Below are 26,265 nucleotides of genomic sequence, written 5' to 3' on the forward strand. Positions count from 1 at the left end.
GCCATAACCTACCAGTTCACGGAGGCACTTGTGATAGGTGCCTTTGGATTTAATCCGTGAATACAACATTAGCTTTCGACGCGTGATCCTGAAAGGTCTTGAAGAAAAACCCCCATTACTATGATATAAGATCGCCATAAACAGACTCATGTGCGTTGGTAACAAGCGATCGTCCTTGCCCGCCCGGGCTAAAAACAAATCTAAAGGTTCGGCAAGTTTCATCATGCTTTGCTTAAACCTTGCAGAAGCATTTTTTCAATATCTTCCCTTTTGTAATACATACTTGTCCCAACCCTGCTGAATCGCAGCTGCCCGTTAATTCTAAGGTTCTGCAAGGTACCAGGAGATATACCCAACATCTTGCGTACATCGGCACTTTTCAGCCATTGTTTATGTTGGACAGTTTGGGCGTTGCCCAATTGCATACTTTTGAGTTCGGTTAACAGCTCTTGTTTGAACTGCTGAAAGTCTTCGCGTGTCATGAGATCGATTGTCACAGGCATAGTCTTCTTAAATTGATTATTCAAAGATTGCCATTCATTTGGTCTGCAGTTCCCATGAGGGTTGCGTATGGGGAACGGATTGGGCAGAAGAAATTCACAACCAAGAACCAGAGGAGGTTACTTTTCCTCACTGCTTTTCAATTTCCAGATAAAACCATCGAGCACGTAATGTGTGCTTTGCGGCAATGCCAGTAAAGGGACTAGTAAAGTCAGCATACTCACGTCAATTACTTTTGGTAAAGAAGAGAAAATGGAAAATACATCAGCATGCTCCTTCCATATAAAACCATCCCACAAACCTTCCTCAATATAAGCCAATAAAACAAGTATCAGGATAAATAGCAAAACACCATACTTACCAAAAGTAGCCCGTATCAGCATACTTTTTCGGGGAGCGTTTTGGGCATAACTTTTTCTTTCAAAAAACCAGATCAATGCCATATACGGAATTCCATGAGAGATCACATTTAAGGTCGTAAAAGCCATGTCACCATTAAAATAAACGATACCAAAGTACCAGGATAAAAAAGTTCCCAGAATTAACATGTTCCTTGGAATATTAAAACCCTGTCTCTTGATCAACAGCCAGATTTCCTTTGCGACATAAACCAATATCACCACAAAATATAAAGCGCCGCAAAGTGCAGCTAAATTTTTAGAAGGAAAATAGAGGAAATCATCGGCAACAAACCAATTAAAATTTCTGGACTCACCAAAATGCCAGTATAGCATCGGAAATAATGTTGCCGCATAAATAGAAACAACATCAATAAATCTGGCAATCTTAGTGACATTTTCCGTCCTTGAATATAAACGCATGAAACCATATTGCTGTCTGATAAAATGAAATACAGCCAGATAGGCCAATACCCTCCAAAACAAGAGCCCATCCACATGGTATAACATGACACCGGAAACATAACACAGCAATGGAACTACTGTCAATAAAGTATGCTGTTTCCTTAACCTACCTGCATTAAAATAAGTTCTGTATAGCGTTGAATAGACATGCGCAACATCGATAAATACCACCAACAAAACCCAATACTCAACAGGCATTGTCGTAGTTACCTTAAATTGTTCTGGAAAAATGAATACCAGTAACAATGATAAAAAAGGTGGTGATAAAATGAATACACTGTCTGATAAGGCCGTATTTATCCAGGGCTGTTTCAATTTAATTTCCGCTCTGCTCATCTGTTCACCTCCAACAAAGATTTAGCTGCATTAATTCCCTGATGAAACCCTTCTTCAAACAAAGAAATGCCGCTCAAATCTGTATGTGCAAAGAAAATCTGACCAGCAACAGAAGACCGGGCCTTTTTTCTATCCTCGCCCCAAATGTAGTTCACCGACGGGCTGATCATTCCATGCCCCCATACCCAAACATCTACCGACTCAATCAGCGGGGTGATTTCCGGATGCATATACTCCAATTCAGGAATAATCATATCCAGCCATTGATCATAACTCCTGGAATAAGCAGCTAACCTGGAAACCCTGGGTTCACGATCACATAAGGGCAAATAAAAGGTAATCACTTTAGCCTGCTTACCATGATCAACTTGCTGATGGCCCGAATAGACATAGCCTACCGATGGTGCTCCATAAGGAACATTATCCCAGGATAAAGTTTGCAGACCTGAAGCAGGAAAATCAGTTAATGTTATGTTTGCAACCATCCAGGGCGCATAATTTAGCTGATCATAATCGAACAGATTCCTATCTGTATTTTTCAAAATCCGTTTATTGACAAATTGCGGACAAGCTATAATTACCTGCTCAGCCAGGATTGTATAGGTCTGGTTTTTAAGCATGTCAAAAACATCAACCTCAACATGATCTTTATTACTTACCACCGAAGTGGCCATTACAGAAGTTCTGATATGCGGTTTTAAATAGCTTTTCAATTTATTCACCAAAAAGCCATTCCCTTCCGGCCAGGTAAGTACCGCTCCAGATTCCGCATTTGCAGCTGTACCCTTGTGTCCGGCAAAATAATTCAAACCAGCCCACGCCGAAACATCTTTAATCTGCTGTCCATAATCATCTTTACAGCAATAATTTAAATACCATAACAGGTAAGCAGAATTATAACCTGCTTTTACCAGATAATCCTTAAAAGACATTTGATCAAGATCCCTGTAGCGCTTATCTTCAGACGAAGCATCAAGGGGAATATTAAATGCATATTTGCCATCTTCTCCCTTAGCATACTTTAACTGATTACACAAGGCGAAGAATTTATCTATTTGTTCCTGATCCTGTTGTGAGATACCAAATTTAGGAATCAATCCTTCCTGCCATTGCCCTTTGATAAGCAAACGCTCTTCAGGATCAAAACACAGGTAAAATTCATTGTAAAATGGCAATCCGTTTTCAAAATGGGTAATGACCCCATTTTCTTTAAGAAAATCGATTAGTAACTCATCATCGTTGTTTGCAATAGTAATATAGTGTGCCCCCCAGGGATAGGACGACACCGTATTTCCCTCACTATGCGCATTTCCACCTGCATGATCTTCAAGTTCTAGTATTTCAAAATCTGCCATACCTTGTTTTTTTAACCATCTGCCTGCAGAAAGTCCCGAAATCCCAGCGCCTATAATCAGCGTTTTCACTTTTTTGGAATAGCTGGGCTCCGCAATAACAATTTTATCTCTCAACATATGTCCGGCCTTTTCATCAGGTCCTTTAAGATGACCTTTGATGTGCCTGTACTTTTCATTTCTGCCACTTAGTTTTCGAACACATCCATTTAAAAAGATCCCACCCATAACCAGTGCAGAACGCAGTAAAAAGCCTTTCCTGTTAAACCCCATATTATTGATAGGAAACCGATCCCCACTCCTGTTCGAAATACTTAACCAATACCTGATTATTCAGTTTATTAACTTCTGCATCCTGCTTCTGCATATCCTTAGGAAAATACAGCATCTGAGCTATTCCTTCTTTAGTAAGAAACTTTACCTCTTCAGGAAAATGTTCAGGAACTTTATATCCAGGCTTGGTTGCCGCCATAATGTAGCCCCAGTCACCAAAAGAAGGCACATAATTGTGATATGGTGTGGTAAAGAAACCAACAGACTCCAGTGTTTTATTCACGCTCCAAAAGGATTTAGGTGCCACAAAAGGTGATGTCGACTGCACCACGATCATACCGTCCTCTGAAAGAATGGATCTAACCAGGCGGTAAAAAGAGTTGCTGTATAACTTCCCAACAGAGTAATTAGAAGGATCCGGAAAATCTATAATTATAAAATCATACTTTTCATTTTGAGACCTGATCCAGGAAAAAGCATCTGCATTGATGACTTTAACTTTGGGCGACAGCAACGAAGATTTATTCAATTCGGTCAACATTGGGTTAGACTTAAACAAATTTGTCATACCCGGATCAAGGTCAACTAGCGAGATTTGGTTAACTCCCGGATACTTAAGAATTTCTCTTACTGCCAAGCCATCACCTCCTCCCATAACCAATACTTTTTTAGCACCTGGTATTGCCGAAAGACCAGGATGTACCAGTGCTTCATGATACCTGTACTCATCATCGGAGCTGAACTGCAAATTGCTGTTTAAATATAGGCGCAACACCTTACCTTTTTTAGTCAACACAATACGCTGGTAATTAGTACTTTTAGAATAGATGACCGTATCGTTATATCCCAAACTTTCTGAGTACTTAGTTATAACATCAGCCAACACAAATCCGGCGAGTAATACCAGTAAAGAAACTATAGAAGCTATTTTAAGATAACTTGCCCGTTTAATCTCCTTATGAAAATTTAAACATACGATTAAGGCAACAGCGACATTAAGAATACCAAAAAGGTAAGAAGTCTTTATCAGTCCGAGATAGGGAATTAGCAATAAAGGAAAAACAATAGAAGCCAGTAGCGCTCCTATATAATCGAAGGTAAATACTTTTGAAACCAAATCCTTAAACTCATAACGATCTTTCAAAATACGCATGAGTAAGGGAATTTCCAATCCAACGAGGATTCCAGTAATACCGACCAGACTATATAAAATAATGCGAAAAGAAGCAGCGCTTTCAAAAACCAGGTACAAAATGCTGGAGCTGGTTCCTCCAACAAGACCAACCAGAATTTCAATCTGGATAAACCAGAATAAAATGTCCTTTTCGAAGTACTTCGATATCCAGGAGCCAATCCCCATGGAGAAAAGATACAAGCCAATGATCGTTGAAAACTGGGTAACAGAGTCTCCAAGTAAATAACTGGCAAGTGTCCCCGCGATCAGTTCATAGATTAAGCCGCAGGTAGCAACAACAAAAACAGAAGTTAGTAATAAAACAGGCAGCTTTTTATGCATTGCTATCCATGGATTGAAGAGCTTATAATAATTGCAATGGCAATAATAAAGGCCGCAAAAACAATAGCTAATGCCATATTCTGTTTCTCCAAGATCTCTTTCCAAAGATTTTCAGGAGTAATCTTTTCAACAATCCAGAAGGCTAAAAATAAGATTAGAATGCCCAATACAGAGAAAACCACCGAGGCCACTATGTATTTGTAATTAATAAGTTCGCTTAGGTTCATATCGTTTTAATTATTTATGATTTAATCTGTTTCCGTAACCGCCATAGAATCTTCTACCCGTATACTCTGTATTCTTCTGCACTGTACTGCTTTCCCAGAAAGCTTTGCCATAATACAAGGAATAGCCAAAATAACCCGTGATACCAAGGGTTAAGGCAAGATAAATAGTTCTAAAAGCTTTATTCATAATATCATTCTTCAAAAGGTGAATAATTAGAGTTCGACCAACGTCTTTTTTCAAAATTGCGCATTCTTAAATACGTATAGGCGGGAAGAAGACACAATACAAGGAGACAAACCAGTAAATTTCTCCATAAAGTCACATTACTCACCACCTTGACGGCTAAAGCATTCCTGGCCGGATCACCCGAGGCAGGATAAATATTAAGATGATACTTTCCTTTGGGAATCTCAGAAAGCAGGACTTTAGCATTGGTCTCTCCCTCAGTCCATCTTTCACCTTGTTCCACGCCTTCATAATATTCAAATCCTTTGGTGACCTCCCAGGTTTGATTACTTGCTTCATTAACCAGTACTATAGTTGTTTCCAGCCAATTGTTATTTACGCCCGAACTAATCTCTATTTCCAGCGGCGATGAGTTGTCGTTAACATTAAATACAGACGTTACAAATGGTTTAAACTCATTAATTCCTTTCTCAGGATCGTAAGTAAGATTATACACACTATCTACCAAAACCTGCTCGGGTTTTGCCCAAACCACAAATAATTCAATTAGTAATAGGGCAAGAATAAGATAAAGCGTGGTGTACAATGACCATTTCCAATCGCTATAAGCTTTTGAAGGTTGATTTGATATGAGGTCGACTTTAGCCGGAAATGAAGCAAAGTCCAGGTTAAATGCATTGGCTATTACCGCTGGCTCGAGGTATTCTCCACGATAATAATTGATATTCTTGGCTTTTACTCCAAAGCCAGCTTCACGGGCAATAACATAAGGTGGGGCAATATATTCAGCAGTATTCACCCTTTCTTTAAGCACGTCCCAATCAAACTCACCGGCTAAAGAAAGTACTCTTGGCTTATACTTATGGAACAATTTATACTCAACATCATCATACAACACATAATCATTCCCATACAATATCTTTTCTAGTTTTGGTAAAAATGCTTTATCAAAAATGATATTCCAATGCCCGTTATATTCCGAGAGTATGACATACCCTTTCTCATAATTGTATAACACATATTCTCTCCACCCCGGGTAAGCACTGTTTCCCTCATCTTTTTCCATATACCCGATTACCTTAAATGAAAGGTCCTGCAGTATACCCTCAGTTCCCAATGGAATAGCCGGCTTCAATTGTGGCGGGCCTAAAGTTTTTACTTCTTTCGGAGCCTCATCTACGAACTGAATATAAGTATGGCAAAATCCGCAAACGCAAAATTCACTTCCTTCAGGATCATACAAAGTGAATGCTGAATTACAATTTGGGCAGCTAATTTTTTCTGATTCGGGAAAGGAAGTTATAGAAATTGTGGCCATACCCTTATCTGATCAATTCTGTTTTCTGACGCTCCACCCCCTCAAAAAAGCCCAATACCTCAGCATAGAGCCCTTTTACCTTTTCCTGATTATTTTTCTGATAATTAGACAAAAAGATATCAAATGTGGCTAAACCGAATTCAGGCCATGTATGAATAGATAAATGAGATTCTGTAAGACATATCACCGCGGTAAAGCCCCCGTTTTCAAAATCATGATACACCTCGCCCACCTTGGTGAGTTCGTATTTATCTATCAGATCATTAAATAAAACTTCACAGGCCGCGTATGAAAAAAGATAATCCCTCTGAACTGAATTAAATTCAGAAAGGATGTGAAGACCAGGCTTATAGTGCATTAATAAGAAGCGTTAAATAACATTGTTTCATCAAAAATAACAAAGTATTTCAACTTTTCAAGAAGAATGCTATACCATCGTCATACGCTATTTTTTGAAGTTAGGTATTCGGCTGGGTATTTCATCGAAAATGGCCGCTCGTTCCGCGTTTAAACTGACACCTCATTTCGCTGCAAACTGGTTCTTCCCCACTTTTACCGAAATATACATATTATTTCATTTCTGCGCGCCTCAAATAGAATTTTCAAGTTGAGTGAGTCACAGCAAAACACAAACCAGCAAAAACCTCACAATCAAGCAGTTAAAAACAAAGACGCAATCCTTTTGACTCCCGAACCCAAAAAGAGGCTCCCGAACCTAAAAAAAATGACCTCAACTATTTGATATACTGATAATTATGATTAATTTTACAGAATAGCATTTGCAGTTATAAAAAACAGAGATTGCGGTGAGTAATTCGGTGAGTCGAATTTTCAAAGTCCGCTCAGACACGAAATAAGACGGTTTTTGGCTAGGGTACAAATCCCTCGCTCTCCGCCTGTTGTCGCTGTAGCGACCTTCGCCCGCCGAGATCCAAGTGGATTTTTCTAAAGCGAATAAGACTGAAAGCCAGATAGATTTTATATTTATCTGGCTTTTCTTATTTTGTAAACAAATCGACTTTTACTGATGTGGTACTATGTTTACATCCTATTTTAACATGACATCTATTGGATCATAAATTTCACAATCAAGCTCCCTGTCTTGCCCATACTTGACGGCTCATACATACGGCGACCATAGTTGACGGCGGCGCTGATGTACATATTTCCGGATGGGTCGAAAGTTATGCCGGTATAGCTCATAGTGAGAAATGAAAACGTACCTGTAAGATCGTAAAACTCTGAGGAATTTAATGCTTTGTTTACCATGAATACCGGGCCAAATGTACAGCAGCCGCCTGATGCGACCGTGCCGTTATTATAGGACGATCCGGGTAAAAATAAATTGCCGGCTACATCTACCGCAAGCATAGATGTAAATCGTAAAGTTACAGACCCTTTGCCCCCCGTCCAACTAGCCATTTGCTTTGGTATCGGCCCAATAGTGCTTACAATGCCGGCGGGTGTTATTTTACGAATGTAATAAGCGCTACTCTCGACACCCCTGATATCATAATCACCATCGCTTACATAAACATTACCAGAGGCATCAGTGGCAATATGATTCAGGTTGCCATAGCTTCCAAAAGCGGCTGAGGTACCCTGGCCATCCACTTTTCCGGGAGTTGCCTTACCCGCAAAGGTACTTACCTGCCCTGCCGGGGTAATTTTACGAACGCGATAAACATCCGTAACAAACAAATTTCCAGAAACGTCAATAGTCATACCTGCCGGAGCGGTAAACTGGGCTGCAGTACCAAGCGCATCAGCATACCCTGAAACGCCGCTGCCCGCAAAAACGCTTACTGCTCCAGCAGATGTAACTTTATATATTTTAAAATCATTAGTTCCCACCGCATAAACGTTGCCTGCTCCGTCTACAGCTATGCCACCCAACTTAGTGCTGCTGTTGCCCACTTTGGTCAGCATACTTTTAACTCCCGCCGGGGATATTTTAAAAACGGTGTCCGTATTGGTATTCACATAGACATTTCCGGTGACGTCGGCAGCCATGTTTACAATAGAGGCACCATCAAACGCATTATCGGCCGGAATTTTAGTGATAACAAAGGATCTAACCGTAAAATTTGCAGGAAATAGGATGACCGTATCCTTATTAGTTACCGTAATCTGACCGGTGGTAGCTTCTTCAGGTACTACAACGATCATTTGGGTAGCTGTTATTGACTTTATGGTGGCAGATTTACTATTAAATTTTACACTGGTCGTACGCAGAACGGTGTCAAAGCCAGCACCTGTAATCGTTACAATCGTTCCCTTCATCCCCTGTAAAGGACTAATATTAGTAATAACAGTCTTTATCGGAGTGGTATTTATGGGCGCGTTTTTTTTGCATTGCACTGTAAAAATGGCCGTAACAATTATACCGATTATAGCCAGGTAATTTTGTGATTTTTTCTTCATAGTTTTCAAAGTTTATTCTCATTGAGTCACGAGTACAAGTAAACTATCAGCCCAGCTTTTGATCCTCCTTCTTGCATTTATAACATCATTTAAAGCAGTATGTTCGCATCACAATAAGAGGGGGATAAAATTGCTTTATCGAGATTGATCTTATACGAAACTACGACTTTAGTAAATAGGCTACAATACCCATATTTGGGTATTGTAATCATAGCAGCGACTCAGATAGTGCTGCTTCCTGATCACAATAGGTTGTTCCATTGAAATACTTTTCTTTTGTAGTACTACTCACACAAGTCGTTAAAGGCTTCGTTTATTACTTTCAATAGCTATGAATTCCGGCAAATAATTTGGAGTACATCCATCTTTTATAAAGGACGATGAATCCAGCGTTGGTAAGTCGTTTCAAATTTAGTTTCGCCATTGGTGAAATAGCTGCAGCAAGATGACCCGTATCCTCACAACAGACGGCATGGAAATTTAACCTCGCTTTTCCCAGCAACCTTTTTCGTCAAGAATTTTTAAATACCTGTTATATTCCTCCTTAGCATGATAAAGTAGATATAGATGATTGGTTAGCGCTGTGAGAAAATTAAAGAAAATTGAAAACTCTTCTTTCGAATTATAAAGCCCACCCCACTCATTTAATATCCATTTTAATGTTTTTCCATTCCGAGTGGTGACCGAAAATTCCAGGTAAGGCATATCAGCTTCAGTTTTTTTGTAATAGTCGAGCTGTAGCCCCCCCAATAGTCCTATTTCCCTTACAGGAACCCGAATGGAGTGTATTTCTAAAAACAAAACAGAGCCGAAACAGGAGCTGGTAAAGCCTTCTTCACTTAGTGAAACGATGTCTGTCGACTTCCTTTCAGATACCACTTTAAACAGTCTGTAAATAGCTATTAACATTAACGGCAAGGAGATCAGTAATAGCCAGGTCGGGAAAAGTGGGTTCGGATGCGACGGTAAAACGATGGTTAGGACTGTTAGTGAAACGGTCAGCAACGTGGAAAAAAACCAAAACAGAATAGTTGAACTTTTTTGGCTATTATTAAAATGGAAGCGATAGGTTTTCATAAATGACTATTTTGAAGTAAACTTGTCCGCTATAAGCTCGGATCAAATTCCACGATCCATTCAATACCATATTTGTCTCTAAACATTCCGGCGTATGTATTCCAAGGGCTGTCACCCATAGGCCCTTCAACCTCGCCCCCTACAGATAGGCCGCTAAATATCTGGTCTGCCTCTTCTCTACTTTCAGCACTGACCACTATTTTAGATCTGTTTTCGTTCTCGTTTACCTGTCCCATAAATTCGGGAACGTCATTGGCTATTAATACATTCTTTTTGCCAATAGGCAAAGCAATATGCATGATTTTGTTAGCCTCATGTTCTGCTATCGAAAATTCAGCACTTGCTAAATCTTTAAAACGAATGATCTTTGCGAACTCTCCGCCAAAAACTGATTTGTAAAAAGTGAATGCTTCTTCGGCATTGCCATTGAAGTTTATCCACGGATTAATTGCTCTCATAGTTATTCTATTTAAATGGTTAAATTTTATACTAGTATTCTCCGGTTTTAAGCATTCACGTTGCGAATGTGCCCCACCATTTTCTCCCTATATCTATTTCGATAAGGAGACCAGCAGTTCTTCGAGGTTTTTCAAAGTCATAATGAAGCCTATTTTGAAGCCCTCTAATAATTTCTCCAGTCGTTCAAACGATTCATTAAAGATGGTAATATTCACTTTAGTGATGCCGTTTTTTTCGCTGAAACTGTAATCCCATTCAGAACCCGGCAATTCACGGTTTTCGTCTTTATCAGCAAACGTGTTGTACATCTTAAAATTGATTTTCGGGGTAATAGAAGTAAATTCCTGCACCGCCCAACGCTCCTGCCCATCGGGGCTGATCATGGCATAAAACCGGCGTCCACCTTCTTTAAAATCCATGTACTTGGTTTTGGCACGCATCGGCGCAGGCGCCCCCCATTGGTCCAGCAGCTCAGCCTTAGTAAAGGCATCCCATACTAAAGACTGTGCGGCATTAAATTCTCTGGTGATGTATACTGTTTTCGCCGTTTTATCAACGTTAAAATCAAATAGCAAATCGTTGTTCATTATTCCTTTGTTTTAATTATTGTTAATAATTGGTCCAATTGGTTAAATTGAGTTTCCCAGTTTTGTCTGAATTGGGCTAACCAATTATCAAATTCCTGCATTTTTTTCGCGTTAAAGTGATAGTAAATTTCCCGGCCAGTCTGCTCAGGTTTTATCAATTCACATTCGTATAACACTTTAATATGTTTTGATACCGCCTGCCGGGTCATATCAAATTTTTCTGCCATTACATTCGGCGTCAAAGCCTGAATGGCAAGTAAAGTCAAAATAGCCCTGCGTGTAGGGTCGGCTATAGCTTGGAATATGTCTTGTTTCATTTTGCAAATATTTAATCAGCAACCTTCAGGTTGCAAATATATGCGCAACTTTTGGGTTGCGCAAATTTATTTAAGTTTTTTTGGAAGAGGAATCGAAGTTTTAAAAGAGCATGTTGAGAAAGACCAAATGAGTTTTATAATAGTTTGCTTCCGTTCCTTCATATTCGTTTAAGCCATCTGCTGTTCAAAACTGAACAACGCATGTCCACTATCGGACAAAGATTCACAAGAAAGACCCAAATATTGTATTTACACCCCATATTATACGTTGTGGCATAAAAATGGAAACCACAATCACGAAATCAAACCATGCAACGATGTTTCTACTTAATTTCAAACTATCCCTGCGCGGCCTTTTGGAAAACCAATATTCCTCGCTCATCAACATCATCGGTCTCCATGTAGAGTTGGCGGGCCGTCTGCTACCAATCACCATCCAACCCAAAACTATTAAAGCAATTAAAATATGAACAAGTTTACCTGCTATCTCTTTGCCTTGACCCTCAACTGCCTATGTACTAAGGTAGTGGCGCAAAATAAGCCAGTATTTGACGGCCCTTCCTGGAAGCCACCCTATCAGCTTGAGCTGGACGGCTGGGGAATCGAACGTTTTCCCATCCCAATAGACTTCGCACCATCCATTACATACACTGGTGTGGAAGATATCCGGTTTACCAAAGGCTGGAGCAACCAGAAAAGCCCTGAATATTGGTCGTATGCGTTCCTATGGCTGCTGGACAATGCTCCTGTTCAAACTACAGTGATCCTCCAAAAAAACCTGAATGCCTATTATGACGGCCTTGTAGACAGGAACATCACCAAGCGAAACATTCCCAAAGCCCTAATCATCAAGACTGAGACCAAACTCCGGGCGATAAAAACAGAAAAAGGAGACATGCATACTTTCCAGGGAACTATCCGTATGCTCGATTATATGGCACAGAAACCAATACTACTTAATGCAAAAATCCATATCAAAAAATGCCCGGGAAGCATGCAAATAATTGTTTTTTACCAGCTATCTCCCAAACCGCTTACTAAACCGATATGGACGAAGCTAAATGCGCTATGGAGCCGTTTTAAATGCGGAGGATAAAAACGCGGTTGATCTCATACCTTTTACAAAAAATTAATAAAATATTGAAATCTCTGCTCCAATTCGGCCACCTTGCATCCCATAGGCAAAACACTACCCCTTGAAGAGGTCAATTCTATGGTAAATTCCTACGGGGCCTTTATACCGATCTCGATGCCGAATACACAACCTTATTTGATGGTGTAATAACTCTATTGTCGAGCCTTAAAGAGCAAGACAAAATTGTGATCGTGCTGAGCAACAAAGACTTAAGATTTCAGCAAGGTATTCGGTTCATAGTTCGCTAAAAGACACATAATTTATCGTTCGTTTGGATACACAGGACTTCATGAAACAGCACAAGACCAAATCTTTGGAATTGTGTGTGAATAAAGCCAGCATGTATATAATTTGTCTCCTAGCTTACTTTCACCATTGGGTGCTGGAGGTAAATAATAACTAAGGACAGCAGGAAGAAAGGTACTTCAATCATCACCCCTTTAAGATCTCTGCCCAGTAAATGAAAACAGATAATTAACAGGATACCTGCTGCCATCAGGAAATTCCCCCAGACGAAAGTTTTAGGAATGAGCATCAGGACAACACTCAACAGCGTAAAGAAACCTAAAGCCATCACCCCCTGCTTGCCGATGCTCCATTTGCCAAACAGTTCCAGCATTTCGGTTTTACCCGAAAACATCGCCCAGCCTTGTTTGGTTCCCATGTAAGCAGCAAAAAGCATGAGTATGGTGTTTATAATTTTGATTATCATGATTTTAAGTTATGGATTTATCCAGGCAAATAAAAATGCAAGAGCAAAAATCCTATATCACTTAGGACTTTTGCTTGAAACCTCTATCTTGTAGTGTACCCTCCGTTCGCAAAAATGGTCTGCCCTGTAATCCACCAGCCATCTGTTACTAAAAATTCCACCAGCGGGGCAATGTCCTCAATCCGGGTAAGCCCCCCTAAAGCTGATGCCGATTTATGATAGGCAACAGCATCCTCCGACTCCTGTCCATAAAAAAATGGCGTATCCATTGGACCAGGAGCAACCGCAGTAACTGAAATCCCCCTATCTCCAAACTCTTTTGCTGCCGCACGGGTAAAATCCTCAACAGGTGCCTTTGCACCAGCATATGTCGAGTAATAACCCGTAAATGCAGCCAGTAATGAAGTCACTATAGTACAGATCTTACCATTATTGTTCAATTGTTTTCCAGCTTCCTGTAAAAAGAAATAAGCCTGTTTTGAATTGATGTCGAACATGCTATCGTACTCTGCTTCGGTTGTGTCTAAAAATGGTTTTTTCAGCACTTTACCCACCGTATTGATCGCAATATCAATACCACTAAATTTGGCTTTTGCTTCCGCAAACAGCTTTACCACATTTTCCACCCTGGTTAAATCGGCCTGGGTAAGGTAAGCCTCGCCACCAGCTGAGATAATATCGGCCAAGGTCTTCTCTGCATCAACTCTTGTTGACTCACTATTGTAATGGATCACTACCTTCGCTCCTTTTGCCGCTACATTTCTGCTAATTAAGCCACCCAGGTTTTTTGCACCTCCTGCGATCAGCACTACTTTACCTTTTAAATCGTTCCTGCTCATAATAAATTTTTTAAGATTATTGATAGTATAAAATTCAGCTATCGCCCTTTAAATAACATGGTGAACTTTTCGGAGCTTTCAGGTATTCGCTATTTTTTATGCAGTTTTCTAAACGCCCCAGGTGTTTGTCCGGTAAATTTTCTGAAGAATTTTGAAAAATTGGAGGGATCATACGTCAATCTCTTCGCAATGTCTGCAATAGAACGGTCCGTATGGAGCATCATTTCTTTTGCCTGTTCTACGATTTTCAAATCATAGAAATAACAGGGATGGTGACCCATTGTTTGCTGAATGGTATCGGTCAGGTGGGTATGAGAAACACATAAGGCGCTTGCGATTTCGTTCAAGGTCAACATTTCAGTGGCCTCACCGCTGACAATTTCAGCTAGATGAAGGTCTAAAAAATCAAAATAGGTCCTGGTAATTTCATCCCCACGTTTCATTGGCTTATTTGCGTTTAACATAAATAGGAAATTGCAAAGATTATCATAATTTAAGGTTTTCGCATGGTGAACTTTTCGGTATCGCTTTTTACTCAATTTACAAATCAGGTGGCATTAAAAAAGACAGCTATCTAAATTGGGATGTTCAACAGTCTTAATTTCCCCCTTGTCGTTTCTGCATTAATTTCCTGTAGAAATTTCAGGAGGCTACCTTAGGGTTGTCAGTGGGCATGGTTTATTTTGAATAAAAAAAATCATGAAAAAACTTGACCTGGCAAAAAAATACAAGCCCTACTATACAGCAAAGTTATCCAATCGGTATTTTAAGCAGTATACTTCAAGGTATACTGTTTTACCGGAGAGAACTATCAAAAACCGGCCAAAGTATGCCCGAAGTATACTTCCATCCCCCGTTTGCAATGCAATAAGAGGGGTTCAACCAGACCTTGTAAACAAAATGGGTTCTGCTTATTGGTTTATCCATGCCTTTCTCAACGAAAGTTGACTACTGGAGGGGTTATTCATTTCAAAAACAGTTTTTGCGGCTTCATCATAATCGAGTCCTACCTTCATCAAAATCTCTTTTAAAGAAATTGTTTGTCCCTCTTCGACATAATCTTTAAAAAACTGACGAATCTCGGGGAATGTAAATGCAGTAATTACATTAAACAAGTCTTCGTCTTTAAAAGCTTTTTCAGGACCATATTTTTTAACCAGCTTTTGCATTAATTCCTGTGTACCAAGCTTTCCATTGGAAAGTTCTCTTAAGCGAATGTCAAGGCATAAACCTATCAAGGCACCTTTTTGGTAAAAATTCATATACTGATCCTGCCTTTTGATCGCATTAGTGCTCATCACAGTCATAGACAAGTTATTATCGAATCCTTCCATACCCTTGATTTTGGCTTCGATCTTTTTAGCAAACTGCTGAAGGCTGATCATCCGTTGTTTTATGGGCATATGCATGGTCGCATATTCAGTCATACCTTCATAAAGCCAGAGGTGCCTTGACAATACAGGGTTAAGAAAATTAAAATCCTGTACTTCCTTAGAATGGATATTGAGTGGCGTCAGAATATGAAAAAACTCATGAGAAGCAACATCAATTAATGCCTCGGGAAGCTGGTCTAAAGTTCCCGAACCGTACAGGCATACAGTAGAATTGCTGTGTTCAAGGCCATCAGCCATCAGTCCCCTTGGGATTTTTTCATGATAGATCAGAAATGCATACTCATTAACAGGCAATCTCCCGCCAAGGTATGCCTGCTGACTCCTTAAAATCGTGTCCAATCTGGAGGCTAAGGTTTTTGAATAAGATTGATGCGACTGCGAATAAAAGGAAACCAGGACTTTCGCATTCCCCACTGTGATCCAGGTGGTGTCTGGTACGCAATACATGACAGGTGCATCGACCAGATGACGGTAATCTTTTGCTGAAACCACATCTATAGTATCGTTCTGATGGGTGTATTCCAAGGCAGATGAGGGATAGAATTCCCGGTTTTTCTTTACCGTCACCTTGTAGCCTTTATTTCTAACTTTTTCAAAGTAACCGACGAGCGCATTATAGTTTAGGATAAAAAGTTTGTCTTTTTTAAAGGTACTTTCGGCAGATTTTGCTCCCGGAGTATTTTGCGGCAGATCCTCCCAACCGCTGGATACTTCATAGGTTATTCTAGCAGTATTCTTCAAGTCAGGCACGATCCAGGTATTCGTATCTAATCTTTTAACGGTGATTGGCTCTCCCTTCTTATTAAATGCCTTAAATGCGGAAACGTATTGACCAAAGTTCATCGCGTCATAGTAGCCAGGAATTAGCTTAGGCATTACAAATTTAGCTTCTCGCTGATTGGTTTTGGGTGGTACAAGGGAAACCTGCACCCTATTATCTCGCATATTCAACAAATCGATTTTATATTGATACTTATTGGTTTGAGACTGCGCCGATAATCTTGTTGAACAGATGAGTATTGCTACTATCAATAGAAACTTATTCATAGACATAATTTCTATAATATTTGACAATATATTCACTTTCTGTGTTATCCAATTAAAATTAATTACTATAAAGGCCATAAATACGAAATAAAGCTGCATTTAGAGCTGGGTTCGAAACCTCCACTCTTTGCCAAAGTGGTATCATAACCAAGAAAAAGCCTGCAAAATCATACGATCTTTGCAGGCTTTTTTTGTTTCTCTTCGAATGAGGGAACTATACGCCCCATACAAAATCTTATATAATTAACACCCCAGACAATTAGCGGGGAAACAACTGGACAAGATCATAGAACTCCAGAAAGAATTTTTTTTCTGTACCACTCGGTATCTTGTTCAGATATAGACTCTGCACCTTACCCGGAGAAACCCCGTCGTAAGGAATTTCCATATTAATTGTACTTTGGTCCCTATTCTTATTGACATAATAGTCTTTGGTCTTTGCATCCCTGACCACTACAATCGGGTAAAGTTCAGTGCCACTTTGTTGCGGGGTGGCTATTGGTACTTGAACTTTCAGGTAGGGCGTCCATGCTCCTGCCTTAACATTTTCTGCAATGGGAATGGTCGTGGTATTTACCACGATAATAGGATCTGGCTTGGTACCGTCAAAATAGTACTCAAGTACCTCAATATTAATATCTACCGGGGGAAAACCGCCAGCGGGATCCACATAAAAATTCGCTGTATATTCATCTCCCTGCGGATCCGGGTAAGTATATCCCTTGTTGAATTTCAAGCCGTCGAAATAAAAACGAGGAACAACATTTTGCTTGTCATTGATGTTAAATGTTTGACGATAAATGGTCTCTCCGTTACTTTTTCTTCTCAATTCCATGTTAATCTCGTCCTTTTCAAAGGCAAGCTGGTTCTGAAAAGAGACAGTCCTAACCTGTCCGTAATAATCCCGCATTTTAACACCGTCAAAATATTGTTCAACAGTATCGCCTACAACAAAACCGCTTATGCTAAATTCTTTGTTGATGGCTTTTATCTTGGGCATCATATGGATACCATCTTTTTCACAGGCACTGAACAGCAATATAGGCAAAATAGCTGCCAGGTAAATTATTCTAAATGTTTTGATCATGATCATTTAAATTAAAAATTATAAGAAATAGAGAGACTGAAAGTACGGCCAGTATAATGGGTAGAAGTTTGTCTGTCACCGACCAGCCTGTTTGTAGCCGGATCCATATATCCCTCTTCAAATTTCTCCGAGAAACCAAATTTATATTTGTATTTGTCGCTCCATTCCAGGTCTAACTTGCCCTCATTTCCGGGTTTTAATTCATAGGTCGTTGGATCATTAATAAAATAACGAAAAGGTGCGTCAAGCAGGTTGCTCATGTTTAATTTGGTTTCTAGTTTTCCTTGAAGAAATCTATAGCTGATCTGTGCATCCATTTGTGTTCGCGGCCTTTCATATTCAACATAAGAGGGCTCTATCCCCGTGATAAAAGTCTTATAACCGGAATGGTTCAAGCTAATGTTTAAACCTAGTTTTTTACCAGCGTATTGTACTCCTGCATTATACAATACTGGAACTTGCCCATATAAGGCACGGGGATATTTCATGTATTTATAATACATCGTATCGATTCCAGCAGCCGTTTTTTCATATTGCACCTCCCGTGCCCTTACTTTTGATTTTTGAAGCGTAAGGTTGCCGCTAACGTATACGCTCTTTAGAAAAGCAAGTCCATCGTACACAAAACCTAAACTTTTACGAAGTTCAAATTCCCATCCGCTTACCTTTGCCCAGTCAGAGTTTGAAATGGTAATGTAACCCCTGCCATTGTTTTCATTGTCTATCCTATAATATTCTGCAGGCTTATCAAAATATTTATAAAAATAGGCTGCCGACAAGAGTTCTCCTGCGCCGGGAAACAGTTCGATCTTGGCATCGTAATTATCGATAAGCGTACTGCTAACCCCATTGCTCCTCACAACCGATCCATAATTGGGGTTATAACGAGAGAACCTTGAATTTTCCATCAATCCTGGACGAACAGCTGACTTTGCATAGGAGGCACGTAGGTTCAGATCTTTTAAAGGGGAATAAGTAATGTTCGCCGAAGGCAGAAAATACCAGTCTTTCTTTTCTTCAAAGAAGATCTTACTATTTTTGTCCCTGAGCAAACTGGCAGAGTTTGTTATGGTATCCAACTTAAAATATTCAGCCCTGCCTCCCCAAACCACCCTAAGGCCTGGTAACAATTTGTGATCTAACATTACAAAGCCGCCCTTATTTATGCTTTTAGCTTCAAATTTATTTGAAGTGTAATCTTGCTTGAAATAGAACAAACTGTTTCCCGCGTTTTCCATGCTCATATAATTGCCCCAGTCCTGAATGGGAATCAGTTCTACTGGAACAGTTGAATTTGTCCCTTTTACGATAGGAAGCACCTCCCAATCGTAAAACGCATGCTTTTTTAAATAATTCACTCCAGTTTTAAAGACATGTCTGGTTTTGCCAAGCCTAAAATCGTATGCAGCACTAATCACACCATCAAAATTATTTTCTTTGTAGATATATTCATCACGGTGCAGTGGGCCTGAACCAGGATCGCTTACGGTGCCTGGCTGATAAATGTAAAGTACCCTATTTCCAATTTCCCTGGGGCTCTGCGAGGCGGATATCGCATCCTGCTCAAGCGATTTTAAAGATGTCCTCGCTAAACTCCAGTCAATTGTGAGCGATTTAAAGTGATGCGTGCCACTTACTTTGTTTTGCAACAAATCTGTAAATTTAGGTCGGTCATCTTCTAAAATACCGCCATATTTCGTGTCCGTATCATTTTTCGGAGTTTCAAAACTCCAGCCGGTATAGCGGCTAAACCTATTGTCAAATATCCTTGTATATAAATTGTAGGTATTGATCTGGTGATTTTCTGTTTTCAAGCCCCCGTTTAGCAGTAATCCCAAGGTTGTATTAAAACCATATATATTCCCGGTATTTACATCAGTAGGGTCATCTTGGCGAGCAGGTTCATGGGCCCAGTCTCCGCGGCGCATGGTAGAAACATAATCATTGGTTTGCGTGTTCCGGTAACTTACCGAACCCACAAAACCGAGTTTGCGTACTTTAGCTTCACTAAGCGAATATGCCCTACCCAAACTCAGCTGGTAATTTTGGGAGGGCATAGACTGAAAACTGCGTGTACCTAAACGCCCTGTCCCTCCTATACGCTTGTTCTGCTCACCAACCTGTGGAGCTTTGATTTCGTTCTGACTCTCATCCTTTGTTGGATCAAATTTACCCACAAGGTTCAGCAGCTCAGCCGGAAAATGATCTCTGTTTCCATCATCAAAACCCAGGTAATCATATTTGCCACGACCATAACCCAGAAAATCTTTTCCAATGGTGCGGGTGTTAAAAGAGGTTCCGGCACTTATAGAAAGAAAATTGCTTTCCGGTACAGATTTAGTAGTGATCTGAACCAACCCCCCGGCGAATCCATAAGGCATATCTGCAGTGATCGACTTGGACACCACAATGTTTTCGACCAGGTTGGTGGGGATCAGGTTGAACTCAAAATCGCGTTCCTGAACATCTGTACTTGGTAAAGTGCTCCCGTTGAGCAGAGATACATTGTAACGCTCTGCAATACCACGGATTACTACTTTTTTATTTTCATTGGTGGATACCCCGGTAATGCGTTTCAGCGTTTCACCTACATGTTTATCCGGTGTTGCAGCAATTTGCTCTGCAGAAATCCCATCTGAAAGATTGGACAGATTTTTCTGCTGCGCATATAGCCCCGCTACCGATGCTTTTTTATAGCTTGAAGTTATCATTACCTCTGTTAAGCCTTTCGAATCAGGTTTCATGGATATATCCAGTGCGGTGTTGCTCCCTGCTTTAACCACTACATCTGTAATACGCTGCTTTTGATAGGAAATGTAGCTGATTTCCAGGGTATACGTTCCCGGCTTAAGACTAATGCTATACTTCCCATCTACTGAAGTTTGTACCGTCTGATCGGTTTCTACAATTTTAATCGTTGTGCTGGGCATCGCTTCACCCCTGTCGTCAGTGATTTTACCAGTAATACGCCCAGGCTGTTGCGGAACAGGTTTAGCATCAATAACAATGTAATTTTTAAAAAGTCGATACGTAAGATTGGTTTTCTCCAGGATGCTTCGTAAAACAGCTCCTGCCGTAATTTCATTACGGTTTAACGTGATCTTTTTACTTTCTTTCCGGAGCATATCATCAGCATAGGAAATCCTTATGCCACTTTTTTTAGAAAGCGCAATGAGGCCTTCTTCTATAGAAGCATTGTTAAGTTTAATCTCGATCTTTAGCTTGTCGAGATTTTGACCCCATACATCACTGGCAAGCAGGACTCCTACAAAGGTGAGCTGGAAGACGGCAATAATCAGGGATAATTTCATTATAAATCGAATTGTTGGACGTAGTTTTACTACATTATGCATATTTTTGAATGTTAATGTTGTTTGATAAAAGCACTTTAATTTAATCCAGGCCTGGCCTGGAACATTTCACCTGCAGTACAGCGTCTTGGTAAACATGTTACTGCGTGTGATCACATTTTCCGTTTCCGGTTTACCGGGAACGGATTTTTTGTTTAGTAAAGATTAACCCTTCATTTTTCTCCTTTCCATTTTATTCGTTGCCGGATATAATAATTTCCTGTCTTCCGTTAAAGCGGTATTTCAGGTCAGCTGTATTGCAGATGATATCCAGCGCATCCGAAAGTGAGGCTTTCCCGTCAACACTCAAGGAGAGGCGCTTACGAACCGACGCAGACCCTGCAAATCTGATTTCAATATTGTACCAGTTTTCCAGTTCATCCGCAATTTGTGCCAGAGAACGATTTTTAAAGGTAATTTCCCCTGATGACCATCCTTGAATTGCCGAGACGTCAACAGGTATTATTGATGCCTTTCCTAGCTGATGATCCCATGATATTCCTTCTCCTGGGACAAGCACCGCAAGTTCTGCCACTTTTGTATTTTCCTTCCTGGATACCCTTACTTTACCGGTTGCCACTTCAACAAACAACGGATCATCTTTAAAGGCCGTGATTTTAAAGGAGGTGCCCAGCACAGTGGTCTGTATCTCGCCAGTATGGATCACGAAGGGCCGCTTGGGATTTTTTGAGATTTCAAAAAAAGCTTCCCCTGTAAGTGTTAAGTTTCGTTCGTTCGCGGCAAATTGCTGAGGATACCTGATACTACTTCCCGCGCCCAGGTAAACCACAGAGCTGTCCGGTAGCGTCACCTTGGAGCGGATACCCCTTGGATTGGTTTTCTCTATCATCACCTTAGCTGTTGTAAAGGCCGGTTTGGTCTTTACCAAATGTTCGCCCAGCAAATATCCTCCAATACCCAGAACAAGGAGGCAAGCGGCAGCATAACCTATCCATTTTGTGTACCACAATTTCATCGGCATTTTTTTGAAATACTTATCTCGAAACTCCTGGTTCCACTCTTCCAAAGTCGTCTCATCAGCCTGCGGCGCAGGCTCAATTGTAGAAAAGTCGGCTTCCAGTATTGCTTTTAGTGCATGCTGCCATCCGGGATCCTGAAGAAAATGCTTTACATGAAGTAGTTCATCAGCAGTACACTTGCCATTGATATATCGGACTAAAAGTTCTCTGTCTATTTCTGTTTTCATGCCTTCGGTATTAGAGCAAGTGCGCTATCTATACATACCGTAAGAAACAGAACTTATACCCAATGCAAAATGCGGGTATTCGTCAAAAACAACATAAATCACTGATAATGAGAAGGAAATATTTAACAAAAAATAAAGATTGCGATGGCAGGCAAAAACAAAAGAGTGATATCCCCCTTTTTCCGCACTAAACTTCTAACCGTATGCACTGCATCTGTAAGGTGTCGGTTTACCGTTTTAGGAGAAATGTCAAGTTCATCCGCTATTTCCTTGTAACTCATTCCCTGTTGCTGGCGCATTTCCAGTACCAGCCTTCTTTGGGGACTGAGACAGTTCAGGCTTTCCTGATACAATGAACTAAGTTGGCTGTAATTGATTGGATCATCAGCCCTTTCTCTGGACTCCGGCTCGGCAAGCATCTGATCAACTGGTAAGAAGAGAATACTTTTCCTACGGAATTGATCCACCATAGCTCCTTTAAGCAGGTGAAAAAGAAATGGCTCCAAACTCTGGCTTATGAGTTCTTCTTTCTTTTGCCATGCTTTGAACATGACGTCCATTGTTATTTCCTTTGCCAGCTCACTATCGTGAATATACCGGGAAGCAAATCTGAGTAATTTATGGAAATGAAGTTTAAATAATTTGTCGAATGCGCCTTCATCCCCGTTTTTCCAAAGATTGATTAGTTCATGTTCGTTCAGACTTGGGGACATTTGACCAATATTTATTTGCTCTCAAAAGTACATTAGAGAGATACAATAGCGCATTAAATGTATGTTAACTATTTGTTATATCTAATCTTACCAGCATGTACCTCGACTACTTGGAGAAGAATTACAAATGAGTTTTAATTTTGAAGAGTGATTTGGTTTTTGCTAACAAATGGCATAAAATTGGCTCTAGGCTCAGCATCATTTGTAAGCCATTTAATATAGACTGAATGTCACACCGCGCCTATTTATACAATATCAATACCCCATCAGTTGCCGAAAATACCGATAAGATGATGATGGAATGGGGTTACGAAATGCCACTTATGCTTCATCCATTATTAGTAGAGGGAGGTTTCATTTCAGGTAATAATTATAACAATCATGTGGAATCTAATGATTCCGGATTATATTTTGATTCCGAACCTGGAATTGAAAATCTGAAGCGGTTTTATAAATTTCTAGAAGACCAACCTGGTCTGATCACAGATATAGAAAAGTTTAATGAAGCCCGCGACAAGCTGTTCAATTACCTGGATAAGCTTACAGGGCGCTATTTTCACCTGGACATCTGGGACATATTGAATATGGAGGATACGCCTCATGCGGAACAGGCCCAGCTTTGGCTGGCTAACATTGCCCATAACAATCAGATAATTACCAGAGCGATGGACGCTGGGGATATCAGCCTGCTGAATTATAAAGATCTTAATGATGTCAGTCCTGGTTTTAACGCTTTCCCTGAACTGTTAAATTATGAAGGCTACGATTACGGCTGGTCCTGTATCTGGGTGGCTGATGAAGAGAACCTTCCCTATGAAATATTTGAAGAAAATAACCTTTGGGGACTAAAGGATAGCGATGGCCGGGTTTTACTAAACGCTCAATTTGATGAATTTTACAGCTTTGGATCGCAGGGCTTGGCAGTAGTGTCAAAAAATGGCAAATACGGATATGTAAATACCGCCGGAAGAATTGCAATTCCGCTAATCTGGGATGATGCCTTTGATTTCGAATATTCAGGTGTTGCAGTAGCTACACTCCAAAAAAAATCAGGATTGATTAACACAAAAGGCAATCAGATCACTCAGTTTGTTTATGATGAAATAGAAACGATTGGAAATGGGAATTGTTTTAGTGCAAAAAAAGAAACTTTCTGGGGTGTCATTGATGCTTCAGGACGTATTGTAATTGATTTTGAACACACAGAGGTAATTGATTCCGGATATGGTTTTTATTACACCAAGATTAGTGGACAGAAAAACCAAAAGATTTACAATGAGTTTTTTAAATACCTTGGCGAATTTCCAATCGATTCTATAGAAAACCTGGATAAGGGACTGTTATTGATTAAGCCTCATAAAGGTCTTAATTCTAGTTTATTGTACAAAAAAGACGGAAACCTGCTGGATAGCGGATTTGAAAAAATAAACAGACAAACAAATTTCAACGACTTGCTGGTAATCCGAAAAGATAAGAAACACGGCCTCATCAGCAGGAAAAATGAAAGCTATGTGCTGCCCTGCCTGTATGATGCAATTTTGGATATCCGTGCCAGAGTTAATGATGGGATAAGTGACATCGCACTAATCCATCAGGCAGAGAAAAAAGGCATTTATGACGGCAATCCGAAGCAACCATCCTGGTTAATCCCACTTGATGACTATCAACAAATTCTTTGGCTTCATGAAACCGTTTTCACGTTGCAAAAAAAACAGATGTGGAGCATCGCTAATACGGCAACCAGTGAGTTTAGCGATTTTGAATTTGACCTGGTTGTTCAGAAACCTAATGAAGATGGTTTTGCTTACGCATTTAAAGCAGACAACGTTTATTCCGTTAGCGAGACTGGCATCACTCCTACCCCCAAATCAGTTGCGCTGGAACATGCCGGCGAGGATTACGCTTACTATTTTGAGTTTGAAAGCAGGAAAAGACTTTTAGCCTACGCAAAAGGGCTGAGCCGAAATGATGAACAGACAACCGATGAACTGACCTCTGTTCATGATCTGTGCGTAAAGGCCATAGCGGCTTACAACGCCAGGGATTATGCAAAATCAATATACTACGACACCATTGCATCCGAAAAAGGATATGCACTTTCCATGAATAATCTTGCGCACCTTTACTATAATATTGAAGGATTCCTTGACGACGATAAAGCTTTCTATTGGTACCATAAAAGTGCCCTGTCTGGCAATGAAAATGCGATGAATGGACTGGGAATGTGCTATAAGCATGGAGTGGGTACCCCTGTAGATATAGAGAAGGCGCTGTTCTGGCTAAATAAAGCCGCTGAAATGTCACTGGCAATAGCAAATAACAATCTTGGTGATTTGTATTCCGAAGATTTGCTGCTTCCCTCCGATAACGATAAGGCCCTTCAATACTACCAGGCTGCTGCAGATCTGGGTGAACCCATGAATAACTGGTTAGGTTATCTTTATGATTTAAAAGGCGATTATGAAAAGGCGCTGCATTATTATCAGCTTGGCGCTGATGAGGGGATTGATGTTTCTGCCTACAATCTGGGTATTTTTTATTTAAATGGGTTAGGAACCGACAAAAACGTGATCATGGCAATCGATAGCTTTAAAAGCGCATTAGACCGTGGGTATCCGCAGGCACATATCGATCTTGCCTTAATTTATCAGAATGAAACAGGCTTTAAGGATAAAAACAAAGTACAGCAGCATATCGATGCGGCCAAAGCAGCAGGTTTGGAAATACCAGAAGACCTTGTGGCCAAAAAGAAAGGCTGGTTTGGTTTTTAGGACCATAGATTTTTCCTGTTTCTCAGTAAGAATCAATGATTTTAAGGGCCTTTTTGCTAAATTTCAGATAAGTAACAACAACTTTAGATCCTGCTTTGTAACGATTGTAATCCTCTTGCTTAACCTCAATCCTTATTTTTTCATTTTTAAATGGTCCGGCAAAGGTTAGGTATTCTGCATGTTCTGTTTTATCACGGTTAATCACTACACTCGTTAATTTATTTTTTCCGTTTAGTTTATCCTTCTTCCAATTGTACTTGTTATACCTATCGGCCAGCATGGCAATAAAATAGCAAAAACTAAAAAATAATAATGCTATGCAGGAGAAAGCGATATAATCATAATACTTCAGGTTGTCTAAGGTTTCCTTTTCTACAGATAAAACAGCAATTATCCCCAAAAACAATATGCCAACAATGATCGTAATTGTAACAATTCTCATGGTTGCTTTTTGTCCTATCTCCATTTCTTTTATTTCCTCCTCAGTCAGTGGAATATTTTCTTGCAATCGTATTTGCGAATTTTCAATTTGACGACTCTCCATTTACTCCTTAAAAATTGTTAAACAATCAC

The 26,265-nt window shown here is 40.1% G+C and carries 24 protein-coding genes; 2 read left to right on the plus strand and 22 right to left on the minus strand.

Annotated features, from left to right (window positions below; translation table 11 throughout):
• Positions 1-221: 221 nt before the first annotated feature.
• The 13 genes from HQN86_RS25175 to HQN86_RS25235 all read right to left on the minus strand — a co-directional run bounded on the left by HQN86_RS25175 (position 222) and on the right by HQN86_RS25235 (position 11,437).
• Positions 222-503, minus strand: a complete 282-nt coding sequence (locus HQN86_RS25175) for a helix-turn-helix domain-containing protein (RefSeq protein WP_216854511.1) — start codon at positions 501-503, stop codon at positions 222-224.
• A 117-nt stretch (positions 504-620) separates the two neighbouring features.
• Complete coding sequence (locus HQN86_RS25180) at positions 621-1,700, minus strand: hypothetical protein (RefSeq protein ID WP_216854512.1); 1,080 nt, start codon at positions 1,698-1,700, stop codon at positions 621-623.
• Complete coding sequence (locus HQN86_RS25185; protein WP_172663600.1) at positions 1,697-3,325, minus strand: NAD(P)-binding protein; 1,629 nt, start codon at positions 3,323-3,325, stop codon at positions 1,697-1,699. The genes HQN86_RS25180 and HQN86_RS25185 overlap by 4 nt, the downstream gene beginning before the upstream one ends.
• A 1-nt stretch (position 3,326) precedes the next feature.
• A complete protein-coding gene (locus HQN86_RS25190) occupies positions 3,327-4,841 on the minus strand; it encodes a polyamine aminopropyltransferase (protein ID WP_172663601.1) in 1,515 nt (504 codons plus the stop codon).
• A 2-nt stretch (positions 4,842-4,843) separates the two neighbouring features.
• The gene (locus HQN86_RS25195; protein ID WP_172663602.1) at positions 4,844-5,068 is read right to left on the minus strand and encodes a DUF350 domain-containing protein; all 225 of its coding nucleotides are present in this window, start codon (positions 5,066-5,068) and stop codon (positions 4,844-4,846) included.
• 10 nt (positions 5,069-5,078) lie between these two features.
• Complete coding sequence (locus tag HQN86_RS25200; protein ID WP_172663603.1) at positions 5,079-5,255, minus strand: hypothetical protein; 177 nt, start codon at positions 5,253-5,255, stop codon at positions 5,079-5,081.
• A 4-nt stretch (positions 5,256-5,259) separates the two neighbouring features.
• Positions 5,260-6,573 carry a DUF4178 domain-containing protein gene (locus HQN86_RS25205; protein ID WP_172663604.1) on the minus strand — a complete coding sequence of 438 codons (1,314 nt, stop codon included), beginning with the start codon at positions 6,571-6,573 and terminating at the stop codon, positions 5,260-5,262.
• 4 nt (positions 6,574-6,577) lie between these two features.
• A complete protein-coding gene (locus HQN86_RS25210; protein WP_172663605.1) occupies positions 6,578-6,931 on the minus strand; it encodes an S-adenosylmethionine decarboxylase family protein in 354 nt (117 codons plus the stop codon).
• A 707-nt stretch (positions 6,932-7,638) separates the two neighbouring features.
• Positions 7,639-8,997, minus strand: a complete 1,359-nt coding sequence (locus HQN86_RS25215) for an IPT/TIG domain-containing protein (protein ID WP_172663606.1) — start codon at positions 8,995-8,997, stop codon at positions 7,639-7,641.
• 480 nt (positions 8,998-9,477) lie between these two features.
• Positions 9,478-10,074, minus strand: a complete 597-nt coding sequence (locus HQN86_RS25220) for a hypothetical protein (protein ID WP_172663607.1) — start codon at positions 10,072-10,074, stop codon at positions 9,478-9,480.
• Positions 10,075-10,103: 29 nt separating this feature from the next.
• Entirely contained in the window at positions 10,104-10,532 is a 429-nt protein-coding gene (locus HQN86_RS25225; RefSeq protein ID WP_172663608.1) for a VOC family protein, read from the minus strand.
• 93 nt (positions 10,533-10,625) lie between these two features.
• Complete coding sequence (locus HQN86_RS25230; protein ID WP_172663609.1) at positions 10,626-11,120, minus strand: SRPBCC family protein; 495 nt, start codon at positions 11,118-11,120, stop codon at positions 10,626-10,628.
• Positions 11,120-11,437 (minus strand): ArsR/SmtB family transcription factor, encoded by a 318-nt coding sequence (locus HQN86_RS25235; RefSeq protein WP_172663610.1) that lies wholly within the window; start codon positions 11,435-11,437, stop codon positions 11,120-11,122. Before HQN86_RS25235 ends, HQN86_RS25230 begins: the two co-directional genes overlap by 1 nt.
• Positions 11,438-11,903: 466 nt before the next feature.
• On the opposite strand from HQN86_RS25235, the gene HQN86_RS25240 reads away from it, so the two are divergent.
• Complete coding sequence (locus HQN86_RS25240; RefSeq protein WP_172663611.1) at positions 11,904-12,533, plus strand: hypothetical protein; 630 nt, start codon at positions 11,904-11,906, stop codon at positions 12,531-12,533.
• Between the two features lie 397 nt (positions 12,534-12,930).
• On the opposite strand, the gene HQN86_RS25245 is transcribed toward HQN86_RS25240, so the two are convergent.
• From HQN86_RS25245 to HQN86_RS25280, 8 genes are all read right to left on the minus strand, one after another.
• Complete coding sequence (locus tag HQN86_RS25245) at positions 12,931-13,284, minus strand: hypothetical protein (protein WP_172663612.1); 354 nt, start codon at positions 13,282-13,284, stop codon at positions 12,931-12,933.
• 83 nt (positions 13,285-13,367) lie between these two features.
• On the minus strand, positions 13,368-14,123 hold the full coding sequence (locus tag HQN86_RS25250) for an SDR family oxidoreductase (RefSeq protein ID WP_172663613.1): 756 nt from the start codon (positions 14,121-14,123) through the stop codon (positions 13,368-13,370).
• Positions 14,124-14,212: 89 nt separating this feature from the next.
• Complete coding sequence (locus tag HQN86_RS25255) at positions 14,213-14,566, minus strand: helix-turn-helix domain-containing protein (RefSeq protein ID WP_246269735.1); 354 nt, start codon at positions 14,564-14,566, stop codon at positions 14,213-14,215.
• Between the two features lie 468 nt (positions 14,567-15,034).
• A complete protein-coding gene (locus HQN86_RS25260; RefSeq protein ID WP_172663615.1) occupies positions 15,035-16,564 on the minus strand; it encodes a M61 family metallopeptidase in 1,530 nt (509 codons plus the stop codon).
• Between the two features lie 259 nt (positions 16,565-16,823).
• The gene (locus HQN86_RS25265; RefSeq protein ID WP_172663616.1) at positions 16,824-17,651 is read right to left on the minus strand and encodes a hypothetical protein; all 828 of its coding nucleotides are present in this window, start codon (positions 17,649-17,651) and stop codon (positions 16,824-16,826) included.
• A gap of 11 nt (positions 17,652-17,662) precedes the next feature.
• Positions 17,663-20,962 carry a TonB-dependent receptor gene (locus HQN86_RS25270; protein ID WP_172663617.1) on the minus strand — a complete coding sequence of 1,100 codons (3,300 nt, stop codon included), beginning with the start codon at positions 20,960-20,962 and terminating at the stop codon, positions 17,663-17,665.
• A gap of 232 nt (positions 20,963-21,194) precedes the next feature.
• A complete protein-coding gene (locus tag HQN86_RS25275) occupies positions 21,195-22,208 on the minus strand; it encodes a FecR domain-containing protein (protein WP_172663618.1) in 1,014 nt (337 codons plus the stop codon).
• A gap of 122 nt (positions 22,209-22,330) precedes the next feature.
• Positions 22,331-22,921 (minus strand): sigma-70 family RNA polymerase sigma factor, encoded by a 591-nt coding sequence (locus HQN86_RS25280; protein WP_172663619.1) that lies wholly within the window; start codon positions 22,919-22,921, stop codon positions 22,331-22,333.
• Between the two features lie 227 nt (positions 22,922-23,148).
• Here HQN86_RS25280 and HQN86_RS25285 point away from each other — a divergent pair, with 227 nt between their 5' ends.
• Positions 23,149-25,692: an SEL1-like repeat protein gene (locus HQN86_RS25285; protein WP_172663620.1), complete on the plus strand. Its 2,544-nt coding sequence runs from the start codon at positions 23,149-23,151 to the stop codon at positions 25,690-25,692.
• Between the two features lie 22 nt (positions 25,693-25,714).
• On the opposite strand, the gene HQN86_RS25290 is transcribed toward HQN86_RS25285, so the two are convergent.
• A complete protein-coding gene (locus tag HQN86_RS25290) occupies positions 25,715-26,236 on the minus strand; it encodes a hypothetical protein (RefSeq protein WP_172663621.1) in 522 nt (173 codons plus the stop codon).
• Positions 26,237-26,265: the final 29 nt, after the last annotated feature.

The organism is Pedobacter panaciterrae, assembly GCF_013204795.1.
In the GTDB taxonomy this organism is placed as follows: Bacteria; Bacteroidota; Bacteroidia; order Sphingobacteriales; family Sphingobacteriaceae; genus Pedobacter; species Pedobacter panaciterrae.

Coding starts and splice junctions, on each gene's coding strand:
- HQN86_RS25205 (WP_172663604.1), bottom strand. CDS start 6,573: ATGGCCACAATTTCTATAACTTCCTTTCCCGAATCAGAAAAAATTAGC.
- HQN86_RS25245 (WP_172663612.1), bottom strand. CDS start 13,284: ATGATAATCAAAATTATAAACACCATACTCATGCTTTTTGCTGCTTAC.
- HQN86_RS25235 (WP_172663610.1), bottom strand. CDS start 11,437: ATGAAACAAGACATATTCCAAGCTATAGCCGACCCTACACGCAGGGCT.
- HQN86_RS25225 (WP_172663608.1), bottom strand. CDS start 10,532: ATGAGAGCAATTAATCCGTGGATAAACTTCAATGGCAATGCCGAAGAA.
- HQN86_RS25195 (WP_172663602.1), bottom strand. CDS start 5,068: ATGAACCTAAGCGAACTTATTAATTACAAATACATAGTGGCCTCGGTG.
- HQN86_RS25280 (WP_172663619.1), bottom strand. CDS start 22,921: ATGTCCCCAAGTCTGAACGAACATGAACTAATCAATCTTTGGAAAAAC.
- HQN86_RS25290 (WP_172663621.1), bottom strand. CDS start 26,236: ATGGAGAGTCGTCAAATTGAAAATTCGCAAATACGATTGCAAGAAAAT.
- HQN86_RS25285 (WP_172663620.1), top strand. CDS start 23,149: ATGTCACACCGCGCCTATTTATACAATATCAATACCCCATCAGTTGCC.
- HQN86_RS25250 (WP_172663613.1), bottom strand. CDS start 14,123: ATGAGCAGGAACGATTTAAAAGGTAAAGTAGTGCTGATCGCAGGAGGT.
- HQN86_RS25185 (WP_172663600.1), bottom strand. CDS start 3,325: ATGGGGTTTAACAGGAAAGGCTTTTTACTGCGTTCTGCACTGGTTATG.
- HQN86_RS25200 (WP_172663603.1), bottom strand. CDS start 5,255: ATGAATAAAGCTTTTAGAACTATTTATCTTGCCTTAACCCTTGGTATC.
- HQN86_RS25210 (WP_172663605.1), bottom strand. CDS start 6,931: ATGCACTATAAGCCTGGTCTTCACATCCTTTCTGAATTTAATTCAGTT.
- HQN86_RS25220 (WP_172663607.1), bottom strand. CDS start 10,074: ATGAAAACCTATCGCTTCCATTTTAATAATAGCCAAAAAAGTTCAACT.
- HQN86_RS25190 (WP_172663601.1), bottom strand. CDS start 4,841: ATGCATAAAAAGCTGCCTGTTTTATTACTAACTTCTGTTTTTGTTGTT.
- HQN86_RS25240 (WP_172663611.1), top strand. CDS start 11,904: ATGAACAAGTTTACCTGCTATCTCTTTGCCTTGACCCTCAACTGCCTA.
- HQN86_RS25275 (WP_172663618.1), bottom strand. CDS start 22,208: ATGAAAACAGAAATAGACAGAGAACTTTTAGTCCGATATATCAATGGC.
- HQN86_RS25270 (WP_172663617.1), bottom strand. CDS start 20,962: ATGAAATTATCCCTGATTATTGCCGTCTTCCAGCTCACCTTTGTAGGA.
- HQN86_RS25230 (WP_172663609.1), bottom strand. CDS start 11,120: ATGAACAACGATTTGCTATTTGATTTTAACGTTGATAAAACGGCGAAA.
- HQN86_RS25215 (WP_172663606.1), bottom strand. CDS start 8,997: ATGAAGAAAAAATCACAAAATTACCTGGCTATAATCGGTATAATTGTT.
- HQN86_RS25265 (WP_172663616.1), bottom strand. CDS start 17,651: ATGATCAAAACATTTAGAATAATTTACCTGGCAGCTATTTTGCCTATA.
- HQN86_RS25260 (WP_172663615.1), bottom strand. CDS start 16,564: ATGAATAAGTTTCTATTGATAGTAGCAATACTCATCTGTTCAACAAGA.
- HQN86_RS25255 (WP_246269735.1), bottom strand. CDS start 14,566: ATGAAACGTGGGGATGAAATTACCAGGACCTATTTTGATTTTTTAGAC.
- HQN86_RS25180 (WP_216854512.1), bottom strand. CDS start 1,700: ATGAGCAGAGCGGAAATTAAATTGAAACAGCCCTGGATAAATACGGCC.
- HQN86_RS25175 (WP_216854511.1), bottom strand. CDS start 503: ATGCCTGTGACAATCGATCTCATGACACGCGAAGACTTTCAGCAGTTC.